The sequence below is a fragment of the Clostridium carnis genome (genome assembly GCF_054657435.1).
Genome location: NZ_BAAHYS010000001.1, coordinates 93,068 through 111,571, shown reverse-complemented (window position 1 = coordinate 111,571; position 18,504 = coordinate 93,068). Strand labels below are relative to the sequence as shown.

Genomic DNA, 18,504 nt, shown 5'->3' with positions numbered 1-18,504 from the left:
ACTGTAAATAAGTATTTAAATAACATATAATAAAGTATGTTTACAAAAAAATAAATTATATTTTAAGAATTTTATGTTATAATAATGAAAAAATATTTTTTATGGAGGAATATATGGATAACATTCGTGAAATAAGACCTAAAAAGGGATCTTTTAAAAATTATCTTGGCTGGTTAGCTTTAGCATACATAGCAATAGGAGTAGTATTATTATTTAATAGTAAGCTAATATTTGATGTTACTTTAAGCTTCTTTTACATTATTGCAATATTTGTTGGAGTAAGCTTAGTATATTCAGTTATAACATTTAATAAAAAATATGGAGTTGCAGCAGTTATAGGAATAATAATATATCTTGCAACTACTATAATATTTAGTCCAATTATAAGTTATAAAGCACATAGGGCTTTAATTGGTGATATAGAAGAAGTAGATTTTACCCATGAAATTGAACATATAGATTTAAAACAGCTTCCAACTATAGATAAAGAAGTAGCATATAAGCTTGCAGATAAAAAGCTTGGTGAAATTCCTAGTTTGGGAAGTCAAGTTACTATAGGAAATTTAGATTTACAAAGTATTAATGGACAACTTTATTATGTAGCACCTTTAGAACATTCATCATTTTTTAAGTGGATAACAAATAGAGAAGGAACTTCAGGTTATATAAAAGTAAGTGCTACTAACCAAAGTGATGTACAACTTGTTACAGAATTAAATGGAACATCTTTAAAAATAAAGTATTTAGAATCAGCATTTCTTTTAAGTGATTTAGATAGGGCGGCATATTTAAGAGATATGAAATCTGGACATACAGATTATACCTTTGAATTAGATGATGAAGGAAAACCTTATTGGGTTGTGAGTAGATATGATAATGCCATAGGTATTGCAGAAGCAAAAGCAATTGGAGCGTTAATAATAGATGCTCAAACAGGAGAATCTAATGTATATGATATAGAAAATACACCAAAATGGGTTGATAGAATACAACCAGATAGATATATAAAATCTTATATAGATAAATGGGGAGAACTTGTACATGGTGTATTTAACTTTAGTGATAAAGATAAACTTAAAAGTACAGAAGGTATGAATTTAATATTTAATAATGATACATGCTACTACTACACAGGTATTACATCAGTTGGTAATGATGAAGGCTTAGTAGGATTTACATTAACTAATACAAGAACTGGTGAAACTAAGATGTATAAGACGGCAGGAGCAACAGAAACTGCAAGTATGAAATCAGCAGAAGGTAAAGTTCAGCAATATGGATATAAGGCAACTTTTCCATATTTAATTAATATACAAAGTGAGCCAACATATTTTACAACACTTAAAGATTCAAATGGACTGGTAAAACAATATGCAATGGTAAATGTTAAAAATTATAACATTGTAGGAGTTGGAGATTCACTTCAAGCAACATTAAATAAATATTTAGAAGGATTAACTAATACTAATATATCTTTAGAAGGTAGTAGTAGTGAAGAAACTTTAGAAGGTGAAATAGAGAGAATAGGAATTGTTGTTAAAGATGGAACGAGTATTTATGATATTAAGATAAAAGGAAATAATAGCATTTTTTCTGTTTCAACTGAAACATCAAGAGAAGTTGCTCTAAGTTCTGTCGGAGATAAAATACTAATTAAATTTATAAAAGTTGGAGATGGTAAATTTGTATTAACAAATTCTTTTGAAAACTTAAATTTAAAATCTCAATAAAATAAACAAAGAAATCATATCAAGATATTTGGTATGATTTCTTTTGTTTTTATGAAATATAAATTGAAGTATTTCTTGGAATATTATCATAAATCCACTTAGCATTTTCTTTAGCAAGTCTTACACAACCATCAGATATGGCTACTCCTAATCTACCATCTCTTATATAGCCATCTAAATTATAAATAATAGAATGGAAAAGATAATTTCCTTTTATCTGAGAGTAATACCAACATTTATATCCATGGGTTACTCCAAAGTAAAGACCTTTAATTCCAATACTAAAATTACCTTTTATAGTTGGTGTTGAAGCTTTACCAACACTACAAAGGTAACTTTTAATTAGTTTCCAATTATTATTAGATCCTTCAAAAATATTTGTTTTAAAATTTTTTGTATCTACCCAGATAAAATAATAAGTTGGGCTAGAAAAATTCTTTGAATTTATAAAATCTGTTGCAATATTTAAATAATTAGAATCATCTTTAAAAGTTCTTTTAAAGATGATGGCTTTATAAGAAAGTTTTTTATAAATATTTTTAATATAGCCTTTTACTATGTTAGACATAGTTACTCCTTAAAAATTATTCTAATTTAAAAATATGCATGATAATATAATTTTATTTCTAAAAGCTACGCATAAAAGCAAGAAGAATTAACATAGCTCCTGAAAGCCAGGAAAGATTTAAATTTACTTTTTCTACAAACTTTCTTCCAATGTATTCCCCAAGAGAAATCATAATTATTCCAAGTATCAATGAAATAATAGTGGCCTCTATATAATTTATGGAAACTAAACTACTACCAAAACCAACAGCTAAGCTATCTAAAGATAATGCAAATGCTAGATAAAAAGATTCTCTAGCATTAAGTATTTTAGATTTATCAAAGTCAGCTTTAGTTTCATCAGCATAAACTTGAAGTACAAAATTAAAATCAAATAATTTAAATTTTAATGGTGATATAAGTGAAGATTTCTTTTTTATATAAGTTTTAAATATACTCTCAAAAAGCCTATAAACACCAAGAATAAATAATATAAGAAAACTAATTATTCTTGCCGTATTAACTGGTAAATAGTCTTTGAGAATAGAGCCTAATGCAAGAGAAATTCCAAGCATACCTGAACATACTATATCTATTATCAATGCAGAAGAAAAAGGTATTTTAATTTTATCAGTACCATATGCAATACTGGCTAAAAAAGAATCAATAGATACTGATAATACTAGTATAAGTGTTTCAAACATTAATTTATCCTCAGAAATTTATTTATCACTATAGAATATGAAAATAATTATATTTAGTTACAAAAGGAGACCTATACTTTTAAAGTATTGGAAATTTATACATCATTTGACTTTATCAGATTGTTAGTATAAAGTTTTTACAAAGAAATTTTTATAAAAAAATAGTAGCAAAAAAATATTTATAAGGATAAAATAATAAAGTATAATTACAATAAAATATAATTAAAGGGGAAATAAATAATGGATAATAAAGAAGTAAACATAAATGAAGATGAAATAAAAATAATGACCTTTTTAGATGAAGAAGGAAATAAGGTAGAATTCGAAGCAATCGCAAGAATATATTTAAAGGAAAAGGAGTATCTATTACTATCGCCTGTTGATGATAAAGAATCAGAGGACATTTATGTATTTAGAGTAGATGAAATTGATGGAAAAGAAGAGTTAAATCTTGTAGAAGATGATAAGGAGTTTTTAGAAGTTAAAAAGGAATATAAAAAACTTTTATATTAGTAAAGGAGTGACAAAATATGAATAGTAATGAAATATTAAGTATACTAGAAGAAAATAATTTATCAGAAATTGAAGAGTTAAGAAGTGAAGAAGGCTTACTGCTTGTAAAATTTTATTTCGATTTTGATAAAGATGTTTTGGCTGCAGCAAAAGCATATGCCAATGATGAAAGTGATTATGAGGAACAAAGTTCAGAATGGAGTACAGAGTATTTTATTCCTTATTTATATGACTATGCAAATGATGAAGTTTTATCAATTATAGAAGATATAGTAGAGGATTGTGATGTTTCTGGAGAAATGATGGCATTTCAAATAGATTCAAATAACTCTAATTTTGTTCAGTTTATGGCATTATTTACTGAGGAAGACAATAATATAGCAATAGAAGATGTGGTAAAGGATTTCATTTGCTAAAAATCTTGGATTTTTATGAAAAAAATTCTATTGCATATAAAAATATATGTGCTATAATAAAAGCATAATTAATCCTGAGATGTGCGCTAAGCTTATAATATTCAACCTACATAACTTTTACGGGATTTGCAACAACTTTTGATTATGTTGGACTTCAGTAATTCACATTATGTGGCAGAAGATAACAGAGTCAAGGTGAGCTTAACCCACCTGCGAGACGCAGGTATGAATATTTAAGTGAACGGCATGTTGGGAGATTAACAGCATTCAACGCCTCAATTTTGAGGCGTTTTTTGTTGTTTTAAAATTTAAATAATAATATATATTTAAATACTTATATGTACAAAATAATATGTTTTAAGATATATTACTTATCCAAAGCTTGTGGGAACTTTGGATAAGTAGATTAATTTATATAATACCGGTATTATTATATAAAAATTATGTCTTTGTTAAGTAAAATAGTTAAGCTACCTTTCTTAAAGGTCTGCTAAGACAATTCCTCCTTTGATATTTAACATAAATATGTTTTTGATATTTGCTTACTATCTTGTCCAAATCTTGAGAAAGATAAATAATAAGTCTATTAGTTGGGGAAAAATAGTTTAGTAAGTAATTTAAAATAGCCTTTTTTATTAATATTTGTTTTTTGTGTGATTTTGTCATTTTAGCAACACCTCCATATATTACAAATTCCATCGCTTTATAACATTATTATACCAAAAAGGATAATAATGTAAAATTAAACCGTTAAACAAATAGTTACAAAAACCTCCAAATTTCTACCATAAATTTCATAAAATAGAAAAATATTAAAAATGGAAAATGTTGACAAATGATGATAAAAGGCATTAAAACTACATATTAGAGTATATTATGTATTGTCGAAATATTATAAGTTGATATTGGTGTAAATAGAAGGTAAAATGTAATAAAGGCTTATTTTAACAAAAGGAAAGGAAGTAATAAACATGGATTATACAAATATGAAAATAGATGACGTAATAAAGAGAATAAATGAATTATACAAAAAGAGTAAAGAAGAAGGATTAAATGATTTAGAAAAAGAAGAACAACAAAAATTAAGAAGAAGATATATAGATAGTGTAAAAAGTAATTTCAAAGTTCAATTAGAAGGAATAGAACCTAAAAATAAATCAGGTAAAAAAGTAAACTAAAAGTAAAATGTTTTGAAGGGTGATGAGTGTGGCAGTTACAGTTGAGAAATTAATAAAAGATTTTGATATGGAAGTTTTAGTTGAAGGTGAGAAAGAAGCTGTAGTATCTGTTAATGATATAAATAGACCAGGCCTACAATTAGCAGGATTTTATAATTATTTTACTCCAGAAAGAATACAGGTTATAGGAAAAGCTGAATGGAGCTTTTTAGATGCTATGGCAGTAGAGCTAAGAAGAAAGAGAGTAGATAAATACTTTAGCTTTAATATAAAATGTCTAATAATAACTAGAGATTTAGATCCTCATGATGAAATTGTAAAAGCAGCTAAAAAAAATAAAGTATGGTTATTAAGAAGTAAACTTGTTACGACTAAGTTTATGAGTAAGCTTACAATATACTTAGCAGATAAACTAGCTCCAGAAACAAGATTGCATGGAGTTTTAGTAGATGTATATGGAATAGGTATATTAATAACTGGTGAAAGTGGTATAGGAAAAAGTGAAACAGCATTAGAACTTATAAAAAGAGGACATAGATTAGTTACTGATGATGCTGTAGATATAAAAGAAATTGATGGAGAGTTAATAGGTACATCCCCAAGGATAACAATTGGTATGCTTGAGGTTAGAGGAATTGGAATTATAGATGTTTCAGCATTATATGGATTAAGTTCTGTTCTTCAACAAAAGGGTATTCAAATTGTTATGCATTTTGAACATTGGAAAGATGATGGAGATTATGATAGACTAGGTGTTAGCAACGAGTATCAAGAAGTGTTAGGGGTTAAAGTTAAACGATTAAGAGTTCCAGTAAGACCGGGTAGGAATATAGCTGTAATTATTGAAGCGGCAGCAGTTAATTATAGATATTCACTTATGTCTGAGGTTACTCCAGTAGATATTATAGAAAGTAGAATGGATAAGGTAATAGAATAATTTACAAGTTTAAAGAGAGAAGGATCGTATTAGACGATCTTTATATAAATAGGTGTATTATATAAAATTAGGAGGACTAATAAATGACAAAAAAAGAAAATAAAAAAAATGCATGGTTAAGATATGATGCAAGTGGCAAAGAGGAAATATTTGATTTTTGTAAAGGCTATATAGAGTACATGTCAGTATGTAAAACAGAAAGAGAATGTGTACTTACAGCTATTGATATGGCAATGGCAATGGGATATAGAGACTTAGAAGATATAATAGAAAATGGAGAAACATTAAAAAGTGGAGACAAGATATTTATAAATAACATGGACAAAGCTTTAGCTCTTTTTATTATAGGTAATGAACCTATTGAAAAAGGAATGAGAATAGTTGGATCACATGTGGATTCTCCAAGATTAGATATAAAGCAAAATCCATTATATGAAGATGGAGAGCTTGCGATGATGGAAACTCACTATTATGGTGGAGTTAAAAAGTATCAATGGGTTACACTTCCTTTAGCATTACATGGTGTTGTAGTTAAAAAAGATGGAAGTAAAATAGATGTAGTTATAGGTGAAGATGATAATGATCCTGTTATAGGTATTTCTGATCTTTTAATTCATCTTTCAGGTGACCAATTACAAAAGAAAGCATCAACTGTAATTGAAGGAGAAGATTTAAATCTTTTAGTAGGAAATATACCTTTAGAAGGTGAAGAAAAGGATGCTGTAAAAGCAAATATATTAAAGCTTCTAGAAGAAAAATATGATTTTGATGAAGATGACTTTTTATCAGCAGAAATTGAAGTAGTACCAGCTGGAAGAGCAAGAGATTATGGTCTAGATAGAAGTATGGTGATGGCTTATGGTCAAGATGATAGAATATGTGCATATACTTCGCTTATGGCTTTATTAGAATTAGAAGCTGTAGACTATACATCAGTAGTTTTACTAGTAGATAAAGAAGAGGTAGGAAGCAATGGAGCTACAGGAATGCACTCTAAATTCTTTGAAAATACAGTAGCAGAAGTTATGGATAGAGTGGGAAATTACTCAGAACTTAAGCTTAGAAGAGCATTAGCAAATTCAAAAATGTTATCAGCAGATGTAACTGCTGCATATGATCCTAATTATCCTTCAGTAATGGAAAAGAAAAACTCAGCATACTTTGGAAAAGGTCTTGTATTTAGTAAATATACAGGAGCAAGAGGAAAAAGTGGATGTAATGATGCAAATGCTGAATTTATGGCATGGCTTAGAAATATAATGGATAAAAATAATGTTGCATTTCAAACAGCTGAACTTGGTAAGGTAGACCAAGGTGGTGGAGGTACAATAGCTTATATTTTAGCACAATACAATATGGAAGTTATAGATTGTGGAGTGGCGCTACAAAATATGCATGCACCTTGGGAAATAGCAAGCAAGGTTGATATATATGAAACTATGAAAGGTTATAAAGCTTTCTTAGAAGAAAAATAAAAAATAATAGAAAGCCTTCTCTTTCACATAATATATACTTTGTGAATATTATAAAGTATATATTTTTGGAAATAGGAGGCTTTTTTATGAAAAATTTTGACTGGTCAAGATTTAGAAATTATGGGTTATGGGTATCAATAGCCGCTTTAATACCAATGGTTCTTAATCTTTTTGGTATTAAAGTTATACCCGAGGAGTATCAAACCATAACAAATACAATTTTATCGATATTAGTTGCAGCTGGCTTATTAAATAATCCTACAACAACTTCAAAATGGTTTAGAGATGACTGTAAGATTACAGAAGAAAAAGAAGAAGGTTAATGAAATTTAAAAAGAGAAGTTAAAACATTTATTTAACTTCTCTTTTTAATTTATTTAATATTTATATATTGAATCCATTGAATTAATGGGTTTAAATCTATATTATCTGGATAAAATACATCTCCTACAGATCCATGATCAACATCATTTGGAATTCCGTGAAAGTCAGATCCACCAGAGATAAATAAATTAAGTTCTTTAGCTAAAGAAATAAATCTTTTAGTATCACCTTTTTTATTTCTAAAGTATAATGCCTCTATTCCATCAAAACCAAGTTTTATAAGATCATAAACTGGAGTTTTCTTAATAAGTACAGGGTGAGCCAAAAATACATAAGCATTATATTTTTTTAGAAGGTCTATTCCATCTTTAGTAGAAAGCTTAGAAGATGGTACATAAGCTGCACATTTATCTCCAATAATATTTGAAAATATATAGTTATTATCATATGGATAACCAGCATCTATAATAGCCTTAGCTATATGAGGTCGTGCAATTGTATCTTTACCATTAGAAAGTACCTTGTTTAAATCTAATTTTATATTGTGATATTTTTCTAAACGATAAATTATTTCAGCCGCCCTACTAATTCTCTTTTTCTTAATAGAATCTAAGAAGGCTATTAAATCCTTAGAAGTATAACTATTGTCTTTAAAAAATCCAAGAATATGAATTGATTCATTATTATGTTCTGTTGATAACTCTATTCCAGGAATAAAATTAACATTAAGTTCTTTAGCTTTTAAATAAGCACAGGATAATCCAGAAATAGTATCATGGTCAGTTAAAGCAATATAATCAACATTATTAGAATAAGCCATTTTTATAATTTCTGAAGGATCATATCGTCCATCAGAAGAAGTTGAATGGGTATGAAGGTCAAATTTAACCATAAAAATCTCCTTTCATAAATCAATAAAAATTTAAAATTTTATGTTACTATGTTATAATTTATTTTAACATAATAATAGCAGTTTTAGAAATTATGGAGGGGAATATGCTTTTAATGATTGATAATTATGATTCTTTTGTATTTAATCTTGTACGATATATAGAAGAATTAAATGAAGAAGTAGTAATATATAGAAATGATAAAATAACTATAGAAGAAATAAAACTATTACCTATAGATGGAATAATTTTATCACCTGGTCCAAAATCCCCTAAAGATTCTGGAATAAGCTTAGAAATAATCGATAACTTTAAAAATAAGATACCTATTTTAGGAATATGTTTAGGTCATCAATGTATAGGTCATTATTTTAATGGTGATATAGTAAAAGGAAGAGAGCCTGTACACGGTAAAATGAGTTTAGTAACTCATAATGATGATGGGATTTTTAAAAATGTAAAAAATCCATTAAGAGTTACAAGATATCATTCTTTAGTATTAAAAAGAGAAACTGTTCCAAGTAGCTTAGAAGTTACATGTGAAACAGAGGATAGTGTAATTATGGGGATTAAACATAAAGAATTACCTATTTATGGTGTACAGTTTCATCCAGAAGCAGAAATGACTGAAGAAGGACATAAGATAATAAAAAACTTTATAAACATAACAAAGAAAAGAGGAAACTAATGGGGCTTATATTAAAAGAAATAAAAACATCTTTAAATCCTTTAGAAGTTTATAATATATTTAAAGATGAAGTAAATACTATTTTTTTAGACTCTTCAAAAGAAGATGAAAAACTTTCGAAATTTTCATTTATTGGAATAAACCCATTTTTAATATTCGAGTCTAAAGGAAATAATGCTTTTCTAAATGGAGAAAGAGTTAATGGAAATCCATTTGATGTTTTAGAAAGCTATTTAGAAAAATATAAAATAGAAAATGATAAATATAATGAAATACCATTAATATCTGGTGCCATTGGATATATTTCATATGATACAGGAAGAATGATAGAAAGTTTGCCAGATGAATCTATAGAAGACTTTAATTTAAATGATATGAAATTTATATTTTATAATAATATAATTTGTTTTGATTTATTAAATAATAAAAAATATATAACTTCAATAAATATTTTAAAAAAATCTAAAGATACTATTGAAGAAATAGAAGAGAGAATTAATAATGGAAGAAAACTTGAAATAAAGCAAATAGAAAATAAAAATATAAATTTTAAATCTAATTTTACAAAAGAATCTTATATGGATGCTGTAAGTAAATTAAAAAAATATATAGTTAGTGGAGATGTTTATATAGCAAATATGACACAAAGGTTTTTTTGTGAAAGTAAAGAGGATTCCTTTGAAATATATAAGAAATTAAGGAATATAAACAAAGCTCCATTTTCCGCTTTTCTGAATTTTGAAGATTTTCAAGTAATTAGTTCTTCTCCTGAAAGATTTATTCAAATAAAAGATAAAAAAGTACATACAAGGCCTATTAAAGGTACAAGGCCAAGGGGAAAAACTAAAGAAGAGGATATTAAAAATAAACTAGAACTTATAAATAGTGAAAAGGATAAAGCAGAACTTTTAATGGTAGTTGACTTAGAAAGAAATGATTTAAGCAAGGTTTGTAAACCACATTCAATTAAAGTAACAGAATTATTTAAGCTTGAAGAGTATGATACTGTATTTCATTTAGTATCTACTATTTATGGAGAACTTAAAAATAATGTATCTTCTGTTAAGTGTATAAAAGAATGTTTTCCAGGTGGATCCATAACTGGAACACCTAAAATAAGAGCTATGGAAATAATTGAAGAATTAGAAGGATTAAAGAGAAATCTTTATACAGGTTGTATAGGGTATTTTGATTTTAGGGGGAATTCAGATTTTAATATAGTAATTAGAACTATAGTTAAAAAAGATAATAAGGCTTATTTTGGGGTTGGTGGTGGAATTACTTATGATTCAATTGAGGAAGATGAGTATAATGAAACTTTAGATAAAGCAAAAGCGTTAATGAGGGTTTTATAATGAGAAAAGTAATTTATCAAGGAGAAAAAGCTATAGTAGATAGTGGAATATTTTTTGGGAGAGGTGTTTTTGAAACAATTTTAATTAAAGAAAAACCTATTTTTTTAAGGGAGCATTTAGAAAGGTTAAATAATGGTATAGAAGTACTTAAAATAGGTAAATCATTAGAATTTTTAGAAATTGAAAAAGAAATAGGAAAATTAAGATTAAATAATTGTGTATTAAAGATAATAGTAACAGAAAAAAACATTATTATAAATAATAGAAAAGTACCTTATAATGAGAATACATATAAATTTGGATTCAATATTAAAATTTCAAAAGTTTTAAGAAACTCAACATCTTTATTAACTTATATAAAATCCTGTAATTATATGGATAACTTATTAGAAAAAGAAAGTGCTTATAAAGAAGGATACAATGAAGTTTTATTTTTAAATGAAAAGGGATTTTTAACAGAGGGAGCTACAACAAATTTATTTATTGTAGAGAGGAATAAAATTATTACACCTAAAATAGAATGTGGTCTTTTAAATGGAACTGTAAGAAAATTTATTATTAATAAATTTAACGTATATGAAGAAGAAATAACTTTAGATAGATTGTTAAAAAGTGATGAAGTATTTCTTACAAATAGTTTAGTAGGTGTAATTAAAGTTAGTAATATAGAAAATAAATCTTTTAAAAATAATATTAAAGTAGATTACATAAGGAAGGTTTATGAGGACTATATAGCAAAAGCAGAAGGAGTGCAGTAAGTAATGGATAAAGAAAAGATAAAAGAGGGCGTAAAATTAATTTTAGAAGCTATTGGCGAAGATGTAGAGAGAGAAGGTCTTTTAGAAACACCAGATAGAATTGCAAGAATGTATGAAGAAATATTTTCAGGGATAGGACAAACTGCTGAAGAGATTTTAGGTAAAACCTTCAAGGTAGAAGAAAATGATTTAGTAATAGAAAAGGATATTACCTTTTATTCAATGTGTGAACATCATTTAGTTCCTTTTTATGGGAAAGCACATATTGCATATATACCTAGGGGAAGAGTTGCAGGATTATCAAAATTAGCTAGATGCGTAGAAGTATATGCAAAAAAACCACAACTTCAGGAGAAACTTACAACAGAAATTGCAGATGCATTAATGAAATATTTAGATGCAGAGGGGGTAATGGTTGTTATTGAAGGTGAACATATGTGTATGACTATGAGAGGAGTTAAAAAGCCAGGAACTAAAACTGTAACTACAACTTATAGAGGAAGCTTTAAAGAAAATTATGAGTTAAGAAGAGAAGTATTAAGCTTACTTAAATAGAGGTGATAACTTTGAATAAAGTAAATGAAATTCTTCATAATAAAAAATATAAAGATCTTATAGAAAAGTTAAATAAGTATGAGGAAGATAGAATATTTTGTAAACATAATATAGAACATTTTTTAGATTTATCTAGAATTGCATATATAAGAGTTCTTGAGGAAAATATTAAGTGTAGTAAAGAAGTTATATATGCAATTGGATTATTGCATGATATAGGAAGAGTTTTAGAGTATGAAGATGGGACGCCACATCATATTGGAAGTGTAGCTTTAGCTAAGAATTTATTAGAGGAAACAGATTTTAATGAAATAGAAAAAAATTTAATAATAGAATGTATAGAAGGTCATAGAAATGAAGGAAATAATTATTTAGCTAAAATAATATATGAAAGTGATAAGTTATCAAGAAATTGTTTTATGTGCAATGCATCTAAAGAATGTAAGTGGAATAAAGAGAAAAAAAACTTAGATATTAAATATTAGTAAGGGGAATAAAAATGAGAATTGGTAATAAGGAATATAATTTAAATGAAAGAACATTAGTAATGGGAATATTAAATATAACACCAGATTCATTTTCAGATGGTGGGAAATTCAATGAGTTAGAAGCTTCAGTTAATAGGGCAAGGCAAATGGTTTTAGATGGTGTTGATATTATAGATATAGGTGGAGAATCAACAAGACCAGGAGCTGATTATGTATCTGAAGAAGAGGAGATAAGAAGGGTAGTTCCTATTATAAAGGCAATAAAAAAGGAAATTGATATTCCTATATCAATAGATACTTATAAAAGTAAAACTGCAGAAGAGGCTATAAAAGCAGGAGCAGATATTATAAATGATATATGGGGTTTTAAAAAGGATAAAGAAATGGCAAAGGTTGCAGCTAAATATAATGTTCAATGTATTTTAATGCATAATAGAGAAGATAATAATTATATGAATTTAATAAAAGATGTTAAACTTGATTTAATTGAAAGTATAAATTTAGCTTTAGATGCTGGAGTTAAAAGTGAAAATATAATTTTAGATCCAGGTATTGGGTTTGCTAAAAGCTACGAAGAAAATTTAATTGTTATGAATAACTTAGAAAAAATTGTTGAAATTGGGTACCCGGTTCTTTTAGGAACTTCAAGAAAATCAATGATTGGAATAGCATTAGATGTAGATGTTAAAAATAGGCTTGAGGGAACTATTGCAACAACTGTAATGGGAATAATGAAAGGCTGTAATTTTATTAGAGTTCATGATGTATTAGAAAATAAAAGAGCATGTATAATGACAGACAAAATAATTAAAGCGGAGTAAGATAATAGTTATGGATAAAATATATTTAGAAAACGTTGAAATATTTGCGAATCATGGTGTTTTCCAAGAAGAAAAAAATTTAGGTCAAAAATTTATATTATGTGTAGAACTTACTTTAGATCTATCTGAAGCAGGAAAAAAAGGTGATTTAAATAAATCAGTTCACTATGGAGAATTATGTCATCAAATTGAAAAAGAGTTTCAAAGTGAAAGTCATAACTTAATTGAAACAGCAGCTGAAAAAGTAGCGGAATTTATTCTTTATAATTATAGTGTAGTAAAAGAGGTAAAGGTAACTCTAAAAAAACCATGGGCACCTATTGGAAGACATTTGGATTATGCAGCAATAGAAATTACAAGAAGTTGGCATAAGGCTTATATATCATTTGGAAGCAATGTTGGAGACAAACTACAAAATATTAGAGAAGCAATAGATAAAATTGGAAATCATAAAGAAATTAAAATAGGAAAAGTATCTTCATTAATAAAAACTGAACCTTGGGGATATGAAGATCAAGAAGAATTTTTAAATGGAGCTATGGAAATAGACACAACACTTTCTCATAGAGAATTAATGAAGGTTTTATTAGAAATTGAATCTGAAATGAAAAGAGAAAGAATAATTAGATGGGGACCTAGAATAATAGATTTAGATATAATATTTTTTGATAATATAATATCTAGTGATGAAGATATTATATTACCACATCCAAGAATGGAATTTAGAAACTTTGTTTTAGAGCCATTAAATGAAATAGCACCATATGTATTACATCCAGTATTAAATAAGAGAGTATTTATACTTTTTGAAGAAAATAAAAATAGACAATAAAAAAAGCTGCTTAATTAGCAGCTTTTTTAACCTTCAAAACCTCTAGATACTTTTTCTATATATTCACAAAATTTATAAATATTATAATAGTCTTTTACACCTTTCATGGATATTTTATCTTCATCATAAACCCCATCCCAAGGATGTATAGAAATCATTTCATCATTATAGGCATTAATTATAAATTTTTCATCACTAAATTCAATAATTACTTTAAATCTTGGGGTAATATTTTCATCAATTTCTTTGCCATAGCTATCATTATTTAAAGAATCTATAAATTCTAATATAATACTATGCTCTTCAGGATTTACATCATAATATTTATAAACATTTAAATCAAAAATCTTAATAGTATACGGTTTTTTATTCATAAGACGAGAATAAATTTCACTTGTATAATAATAATCATTAGGTTTATTTTTAGATATTATGTATTGAGGCTTGTTTAGAGCACAACCAGGCAAAATACATATTAAAAGTAATGAGATAATTAGCTTTAAATATCTCTTCATTATAAAACCTCCTAGGTCAACAATTTCTTTATAAATTTATTCATTAAAATCTATTTTTAGAACATTTTGTATAAGATGAGAATACAATGAATTAAAATAATTGTCCTTGGGGGATAAATGAAATACGGTATAGATATAAATAATTTAAATGTTTTAAAAGCCATATCTGAACGGATGAAAGATAGTGGGCATTATATTGTAGATTTTTCTCAAGAAGCTAGTAGTAATAAAGGGCAATTAGTATTTAGGAAAACTTTACTTGCTAATATTACTAATGTAGATTTCTATTTGTGTATGGAATTTGAAGATAAGCTTCTTGAATATGAAATATTCTATGATGATAACAATTTATCAAAAATATGTAGCGAAAAGATAAAAAAACTATTATCTTTAAAAAATGAGAAAATTATATATGATGTAGGTACACATTTATATCTAGTTAAAAATATTAATGCACCAACATTATATATAAGAATTCCTAAAGAGGATATAGGATTAATTGAGGAAAGATATATAGATAGTATTGTAGATATATTAATAGATATTTAAATGAGTTATTAAATATAAGTTTGTGATTATATATAAAAATCACAAGCTTATTTTGTTTTATAGTAATATTTCTATAAATTTGATAGTAAAAATAATTGTTAGTAATAATAGGAGAAGATAATATGCATATAATAGCAACAATAGGACCTAAATCATATGATAAGTGGATTTTAAAAGAGCTTATAGGAAATGGAGTAGATATACTTAGATTAAATTGCTCTCATTTTAATGATGAAGAATTTAAAAATATAATAAACTGGGCAAAAGAGATAAAAAAGGATATACATATAATGGTTGATTTATGTGGTAGAAAAATAAGAGTATCACAGGAGTTAGCATATATATATAAGATATATAATGGACAAGAAATATATTTTTGTGGAGAAGATTTTTATAAAAATATAGATAGGAATAATCTTAATGATATGAAGCTTATTCCATTAACATTAAAATCAGATGATTTACTTAAAAGCAATGTAAGTAATATATCAATGAAAGATAATACAATGAATTTTCAAGTATTAGGAAAGAAATACGGGTTAATACATGCAAAAGTATTAAAAGGTGGAATAATAAGAGCAGGAAAGGGGTGCAATATACCAAATTTAAAGCATAATAAAAATTATTTAAGTGATAAAGATAAAGAAAATATAAAGTGGGCAATAAATAATGATATAAATATAATTTGTCAATCATTTGTAGAAAGTTTAAATGAAATTAATATAGTAAAAGAATATATAAAAAATGAGTTAAAAGTCAAAGTGCCAGAAATATGGGCTAAGGTAGAAACTCCTAAGGGAATAAAAAATTTAAGGGAAATTATACAAGGAACAGATACTATTGTTATAGGAAGAGGAGATTTAGTTCCAGAGTCAGGTATATTAGATGCAGTTCAATTAGAATATGAAGCAATAAAATTTTTAGTTGAAAATAATAAAAAAACAATTATAGCAACACACCTTTTAAATAGTATGAAAAATGGTCAACAAGCTACATTTCCAGAAGTTGAAAGTATATATACATTTATAAATAAGGGTGTAGATGGTTTTTTATTAGCAGGAGAAACATCTATTGGTAAGGTTCCTATAAAAACTATTAACTTTTTCAATGAAATAATTAATTATTATAAAATAGATAAGGAAAAAAGTGTATGAAAGATATAAGCAAAAAAGAAATTATAATAAATATTATTTGGATAATATTAGGAGTGGTAATGATATTAATAATGATTGAAGCTTATAAGAGAGTAGTGTAATTAAATAATATATTAGGTACAGAGTAACTAACTATTTAAGTTAAAGTACTCTGTATTTTTTATGAAATTAATAGTATATTCAAATTTATATAAAAAAATATATATAGAATAAAAAATATATAAAGAAAATATAAAAAAGAACGATATATAAGTAAAGATGTTGAAAAAAGGAGAAGGGATATGTATAGTGTATTACATATAGAACAAAGTAGTTTTTTTAGTAAATTAGTAAAAAGAATAGTTGAAGAAAAGGGATATAAATACATACAAGTAGAAACTTTTAATGAGGCAAATGAAGTTTTAAGCGAGGAAAATGTTGATTTAATAATAACGGCTCTATATTCTAAAGATGGAGTAATAGAAGAGTTTGTTAAAGACATAAACGAAAAATTTAATATACCTATTTTTATAGTAACAAGTGATAATGTAGATGATAAAAGAAAAGAATTAATAAATTTAGGAATAAGCGAATATATTTTGAAAAATGATTTAGAAAATGAAATTAAAAAACATATAGATACTATTTTTAGAGAAGATGAATATATGAAGGCTCTGAAAAATGCTAATATAGCTGTAGTAGAAGATAATGCATTTGCAACATTAATAGAAAAAGAAATTCTAACTAAATACGGAATAGACCAGGTTGATTATTTTAAATCAGGAAAGGCCTTAATAAATAGTGAAAAAAAATACGATATATATTTAATAGATATTATATTAAAAAATGAGTTTGGAAAAGATATTATTAGAAAAGTGAGAAGAGATAATATAGATGCTTCTATTATAGCTGTTACATCATTAGATAATAATAAGACTTTAGCAAAAATATTAGATTCTGGAGCAGACGATTTTATTATAAAACCTGTAGATGAGGATATTTTTATAGCTAAGTTAAAATCACATATAAGGGTATGTATGCTTCAAAAAGAAATAAAATCATTAAAGGGAAAATAACTGAATAATAAAAAATAAGGATAGAAACAAAATAGCTTCTATCCTTTATTTTTATTGTTTTTCAAAGCTAGAACAATTAGTTTCACTATATATTCTTGCATTATTTCCTGAAACATCTATAGAATTTAAATCACATAGATTATTACAGTTATGAGCGCAGCTTTCTACCTTGCAAACTAAGCAATCACATTCTCCAGCACTATAAGTATTATTTGTTAAATCACTATAAAGTTGCTTATCTAAAAAAGATCCACAACATGTAGCACAATCACTATTTGAATTTTTACCACCTATATCAACTCTATTTGAATAGCAGATTCCAGAGTTATTATGTGAACAATTATTGACATTACAATTAATTTTTTGCATAAATACTATCTCCTTTTTAACAAATTATTTTTTATAAAGTTTATTTAAAGTATCTATCAAGTAATCCTTTAAAGGCTCTTCCATGTCTAGCTTCATCTTTGCACATTTCATGAACTGTATCATGAATTGCATCTAAGTTTTTTTGCTTTGCTAAAGTAGCAAGTTTCTTTTTACCATCACAAGCACCAAATTCTGCTTCTACTCTTGCTTTAAGATTTGCTTTAGTATCAGCAACAACTACTTCACCTAAAAGTTCTGCAAATTTAGAGGCGTGATCAGCTTCTTCATAAGCAATTCTTTTATAAGCCTCAGCTACTTCAGGGTAGCCTTCTCTATCTGCTTGACGTGACATTGCTAGATACATACCAACTTCTGTACATTCTCCAGTAAAATTAGCACGTAATCCTTCAAGTATTTCAGAATCTAAGCTATCAATAGTTCCAATTCTATGTTCATCAGCCCATTGCATATCACCAGACATTTCAATAAACTTATCAGCACCTACTTTACATACAGGGCAAATTTCGGGTGGAGTATCTCCTTCATGGATATATCCACAAACAGTACAAACAAATTTTTTCATTGGGTAATCCTCCTAAGTATAAATAAATTTTGACCATAAATAAAAGTCTAATATTAAGTATTTGCTATT

At 26.5% G+C, this 18,504-nt stretch carries 23 protein-coding genes and 1 other RNA gene; 18 read left to right on the top strand and 6 right to left on the bottom strand.

The genetic code is table 11. From position 1 onward, the window contains the following. Positions 1–113: 113 nt before the first annotated feature. Entirely contained in the window at positions 114–1,730 is a 1,617-nt protein-coding gene (locus ACYQ1T_RS00595) for a cell shape-determining protein (protein ID WP_459830766.1), read from the top strand. 49 nt (positions 1,731–1,779) lie between these two features. On the opposite strand, the gene ACYQ1T_RS00590 is transcribed toward ACYQ1T_RS00595, so the two are convergent. Next, positions 1,780–2,274 (bottom strand): L,D-transpeptidase, encoded by a 495-nt coding sequence (locus ACYQ1T_RS00590; RefSeq protein ID WP_459836410.1) that lies wholly within the window; start codon positions 2,272–2,274, stop codon positions 1,780–1,782. 82 nt (positions 2,275–2,356) lie between these two features. Beyond that, the gene (ytaF, locus tag ACYQ1T_RS00585; RefSeq protein ID WP_459830765.1) at positions 2,357–2,980 is read right to left on the bottom strand and encodes a sporulation membrane protein YtaF; all 624 of its coding nucleotides are present in this window, start codon (positions 2,978–2,980) and stop codon (positions 2,357–2,359) included. Between the two features lie 240 nt (positions 2,981–3,220). On the opposite strand from ytaF, the gene ACYQ1T_RS00580 reads away from it, so the two are divergent. The 7 genes from ACYQ1T_RS00580 (at position 3,221) to ACYQ1T_RS00550 (ending at position 7,822) form a co-directional block, all read left to right on the top strand. Continuing rightward, positions 3,221–3,493, top strand: a complete 273-nt coding sequence (locus ACYQ1T_RS00580) for a DUF1292 domain-containing protein (protein WP_459830764.1) — start codon at positions 3,221–3,223, stop codon at positions 3,491–3,493. 17 nt (positions 3,494–3,510) lie between these two features. Further along, a complete protein-coding gene (locus tag ACYQ1T_RS00575) occupies positions 3,511–3,909 on the top strand; it encodes a hypothetical protein (RefSeq protein ID WP_459830763.1) in 399 nt (132 codons plus the stop codon). 68 nt (positions 3,910–3,977) lie between these two features. Continuing rightward, positions 3,978–4,169: non-coding RNA, 6S RNA (gene ssrS / locus ACYQ1T_RS00570), on the top strand. Positions 4,170–4,880: 711 nt separating this feature from the next. Continuing rightward, positions 4,881–5,087 carry a DUF896 domain-containing protein gene (locus ACYQ1T_RS00565; RefSeq protein WP_459830761.1) on the top strand — a complete coding sequence of 69 codons (207 nt, stop codon included), beginning with the start codon at positions 4,881–4,883 and terminating at the stop codon, positions 5,085–5,087. Between the two features lie 28 nt (positions 5,088–5,115). Next, on the top strand, positions 5,116–6,024 hold the full coding sequence (gene hprK / locus ACYQ1T_RS00560; protein ID WP_459830760.1) for an HPr(Ser) kinase/phosphatase: 909 nt from the start codon (positions 5,116–5,118) through the stop codon (positions 6,022–6,024). Positions 6,025–6,107: 83 nt separating this feature from the next. Beyond that, positions 6,108–7,499, top strand: coding sequence for an aminopeptidase (locus ACYQ1T_RS00555; RefSeq protein ID WP_459830759.1), 1,392 nt, complete (start codon positions 6,108–6,110; stop codon positions 7,497–7,499). Positions 7,500–7,585: 86 nt separating this feature from the next. Then, a complete protein-coding gene (locus ACYQ1T_RS00550; protein WP_459830757.1) occupies positions 7,586–7,822 on the top strand; it encodes a phage holin family protein in 237 nt (78 codons plus the stop codon). A 50-nt stretch (positions 7,823–7,872) separates the two neighbouring features. On the opposite strand, the gene ACYQ1T_RS00545 is transcribed toward ACYQ1T_RS00550, so the two are convergent. After that, positions 7,873–8,715 carry a PHP domain-containing protein gene (locus ACYQ1T_RS00545; protein ID WP_459830755.1) on the bottom strand — a complete coding sequence of 281 codons (843 nt, stop codon included), beginning with the start codon at positions 8,713–8,715 and terminating at the stop codon, positions 7,873–7,875. Between the two features lie 104 nt (positions 8,716–8,819). On the opposite strand from ACYQ1T_RS00545, the gene ACYQ1T_RS00540 reads away from it, so the two are divergent. The 7 genes from ACYQ1T_RS00540 to folK are packed head-to-tail and all read left to right on the top strand — an operon-like array spanning position 8,820 to position 14,210. Then, complete coding sequence (locus tag ACYQ1T_RS00540) at positions 8,820–9,401, top strand: anthranilate synthase component II (protein WP_459830754.1); 582 nt, start codon at positions 8,820–8,822, stop codon at positions 9,399–9,401. Continuing rightward, a complete protein-coding gene (gene pabB / locus ACYQ1T_RS00535) occupies positions 9,401–10,756 on the top strand; it encodes an aminodeoxychorismate synthase component I (RefSeq protein WP_459830752.1) in 1,356 nt (451 codons plus the stop codon). Before ACYQ1T_RS00540 ends, pabB begins: the two co-directional genes overlap by 1 nt. Then, entirely contained in the window at positions 10,756–11,514 is a 759-nt protein-coding gene (locus ACYQ1T_RS00530; protein WP_459830751.1) for an aminotransferase class IV, read from the top strand. The genes pabB and ACYQ1T_RS00530 overlap by 1 nt, the downstream gene beginning before the upstream one ends. Before the next feature lie 3 nt (positions 11,515–11,517). Further along, on the top strand, positions 11,518–12,069 hold the full coding sequence (gene folE / locus ACYQ1T_RS00525; RefSeq protein WP_459830750.1) for a GTP cyclohydrolase I FolE: 552 nt from the start codon (positions 11,518–11,520) through the stop codon (positions 12,067–12,069). An 11-nt stretch (positions 12,070–12,080) separates the two neighbouring features. Next, entirely contained in the window at positions 12,081–12,554 is a 474-nt protein-coding gene (locus ACYQ1T_RS00520) for an HD domain-containing protein (RefSeq protein ID WP_459830748.1), read from the top strand. A gap of 14 nt (positions 12,555–12,568) precedes the next feature. Next, on the top strand, positions 12,569–13,378 hold the full coding sequence (gene folP / locus ACYQ1T_RS00515) for a dihydropteroate synthase (RefSeq protein ID WP_459830747.1): 810 nt from the start codon (positions 12,569–12,571) through the stop codon (positions 13,376–13,378). 10 nt (positions 13,379–13,388) lie between these two features. Further along, positions 13,389–14,210: a 2-amino-4-hydroxy-6-hydroxymethyldihydropteridine diphosphokinase gene (folK, locus tag ACYQ1T_RS00510; protein WP_459830745.1), complete on the top strand. Its 822-nt coding sequence runs from the start codon at positions 13,389–13,391 to the stop codon at positions 14,208–14,210. A gap of 26 nt (positions 14,211–14,236) precedes the next feature. On the opposite strand, the gene ACYQ1T_RS00505 is transcribed toward folK, so the two are convergent. Continuing rightward, positions 14,237–14,725 carry a DUF4883 family protein gene (locus tag ACYQ1T_RS00505; protein WP_459830744.1) on the bottom strand — a complete coding sequence of 163 codons (489 nt, stop codon included), beginning with the start codon at positions 14,723–14,725 and terminating at the stop codon, positions 14,237–14,239. Positions 14,726–14,842: 117 nt separating this feature from the next. On the opposite strand from ACYQ1T_RS00505, the gene ACYQ1T_RS00500 reads away from it, so the two are divergent. The 3 genes from ACYQ1T_RS00500 (at position 14,843) to ACYQ1T_RS00490 (ending at position 17,483) form a co-directional block, all read left to right on the top strand. Further along, complete coding sequence (locus ACYQ1T_RS00500; RefSeq protein WP_459830742.1) at positions 14,843–15,274, top strand: hypothetical protein; 432 nt, start codon at positions 14,843–14,845, stop codon at positions 15,272–15,274. Positions 15,275–15,396: 122 nt separating this feature from the next. Beyond that, positions 15,397–16,428 (top strand): pyruvate kinase, encoded by a 1,032-nt coding sequence (locus ACYQ1T_RS00495; protein WP_459830740.1) that lies wholly within the window; start codon positions 15,397–15,399, stop codon positions 16,426–16,428. Positions 16,429–16,709: 281 nt separating this feature from the next. Then, positions 16,710–17,483 carry a response regulator gene (locus ACYQ1T_RS00490; protein WP_459830739.1) on the top strand — a complete coding sequence of 258 codons (774 nt, stop codon included), beginning with the start codon at positions 16,710–16,712 and terminating at the stop codon, positions 17,481–17,483. Between the two features lie 51 nt (positions 17,484–17,534). Here ACYQ1T_RS00490 and ACYQ1T_RS00485 read toward each other — a convergent pair whose 3' ends face one another. Together ACYQ1T_RS00485 and ACYQ1T_RS00480 are read right to left on the bottom strand one after the other, a co-directional pair. Continuing rightward, entirely contained in the window at positions 17,535–17,852 is a 318-nt protein-coding gene (locus ACYQ1T_RS00485; RefSeq protein ID WP_459830737.1) for a DUF1540 domain-containing protein, read from the bottom strand. Positions 17,853–17,892: 40 nt separating this feature from the next. Beyond that, the gene (locus ACYQ1T_RS00480; RefSeq protein ID WP_459830735.1) at positions 17,893–18,435 is read right to left on the bottom strand and encodes an NADH peroxidase; all 543 of its coding nucleotides are present in this window, start codon (positions 18,433–18,435) and stop codon (positions 17,893–17,895) included. Positions 18,436–18,504: the final 69 nt, after the last annotated feature.

Coding starts and splice junctions, on each gene's coding strand:
- ACYQ1T_RS00595 (WP_459830766.1), top strand. CDS start 114: ATGGATAACATTCGTGAAATAAGACCTAAAAAGGGATCTTTTAAAAAT.
- ytaF (WP_459830765.1), bottom strand. CDS start 2,980: ATGTTTGAAACACTTATACTAGTATTATCAGTATCTATTGATTCTTTT.
- ACYQ1T_RS00580 (WP_459830764.1), top strand. CDS start 3,221: ATGGATAATAAAGAAGTAAACATAAATGAAGATGAAATAAAAATAATG.
- ACYQ1T_RS00575 (WP_459830763.1), top strand. CDS start 3,511: ATGAATAGTAATGAAATATTAAGTATACTAGAAGAAAATAATTTATCA.
- ACYQ1T_RS00565 (WP_459830761.1), top strand. CDS start 4,881: ATGGATTATACAAATATGAAAATAGATGACGTAATAAAGAGAATAAAT.
- ACYQ1T_RS00555 (WP_459830759.1), top strand. CDS start 6,108: ATGACAAAAAAAGAAAATAAAAAAAATGCATGGTTAAGATATGATGCA.
- ACYQ1T_RS00550 (WP_459830757.1), top strand. CDS start 7,586: ATGAAAAATTTTGACTGGTCAAGATTTAGAAATTATGGGTTATGGGTA.
- ACYQ1T_RS00545 (WP_459830755.1), bottom strand. CDS start 8,715: ATGGTTAAATTTGACCTTCATACCCATTCAACTTCTTCTGATGGACGA.
- ACYQ1T_RS00540 (WP_459830754.1), top strand. CDS start 8,820: ATGCTTTTAATGATTGATAATTATGATTCTTTTGTATTTAATCTTGTA.
- pabB (WP_459830752.1), top strand. CDS start 9,401: ATGGGGCTTATATTAAAAGAAATAAAAACATCTTTAAATCCTTTAGAA.
- ACYQ1T_RS00530 (WP_459830751.1), top strand. CDS start 10,756: ATGAGAAAAGTAATTTATCAAGGAGAAAAAGCTATAGTAGATAGTGGA.
- folE (WP_459830750.1), top strand. CDS start 11,518: ATGGATAAAGAAAAGATAAAAGAGGGCGTAAAATTAATTTTAGAAGCT.
- folP (WP_459830747.1), top strand. CDS start 12,569: ATGAGAATTGGTAATAAGGAATATAATTTAAATGAAAGAACATTAGTA.
- folK (WP_459830745.1), top strand. CDS start 13,389: ATGGATAAAATATATTTAGAAAACGTTGAAATATTTGCGAATCATGGT.
- ACYQ1T_RS00505 (WP_459830744.1), bottom strand. CDS start 14,725: ATGAAGAGATATTTAAAGCTAATTATCTCATTACTTTTAATATGTATT.
- ACYQ1T_RS00500 (WP_459830742.1), top strand. CDS start 14,843: ATGAAATACGGTATAGATATAAATAATTTAAATGTTTTAAAAGCCATA.
- ACYQ1T_RS00495 (WP_459830740.1), top strand. CDS start 15,397: ATGCATATAATAGCAACAATAGGACCTAAATCATATGATAAGTGGATT.
- ACYQ1T_RS00490 (WP_459830739.1), top strand. CDS start 16,710: ATGTATAGTGTATTACATATAGAACAAAGTAGTTTTTTTAGTAAATTA.
- ACYQ1T_RS00485 (WP_459830737.1), bottom strand. CDS start 17,852: ATGCAAAAAATTAATTGTAATGTCAATAATTGTTCACATAATAACTCT.
- ACYQ1T_RS00480 (WP_459830735.1), bottom strand. CDS start 18,435: ATGAAAAAATTTGTTTGTACTGTTTGTGGATATATCCATGAAGGAGAT.